Source organism: Bacillus sp. X1(2014), assembly GCF_007678255.1.
Map to the genome: position 1 here is coordinate 1 of NZ_VEED01000089.1, position 234 is coordinate 234.

1 protein-coding gene is annotated in these 234 nt (G+C 29.5%); it reads right to left on the reverse strand.

The features are described from left to right. Nucleotides 1–198 (reverse strand): Txe/YoeB family addiction module toxin (locus FS608_RS29925; protein ID WP_144556164.1); only part of this gene is annotated, 198 nt, incomplete at its 3' end. Nucleotides 199–234: the final 36 nt, after the last annotated feature.

Consider the following 234-nt stretch of genomic DNA (forward strand, 5'->3'; position numbering starts at 1 on the left):
TCTATGTTGATGATTGATACGTCTTGAGTATCGTCCTAAATGTTTAGGGTGCAATTTTTCAAAGGATTGACTTTGTTGATATGGATCATATTTTAGTATTTCTACGATTTTCAAAAATTGTTCTTGTAAGTGAGAACGTTTTATCTTCTTCAAATCTGTCTTCGCTGAATTCTTTATGTTGATTTTATATTTAGCCATTAAAGTCTATCCCAATCAATATCATCTATGTTTGTA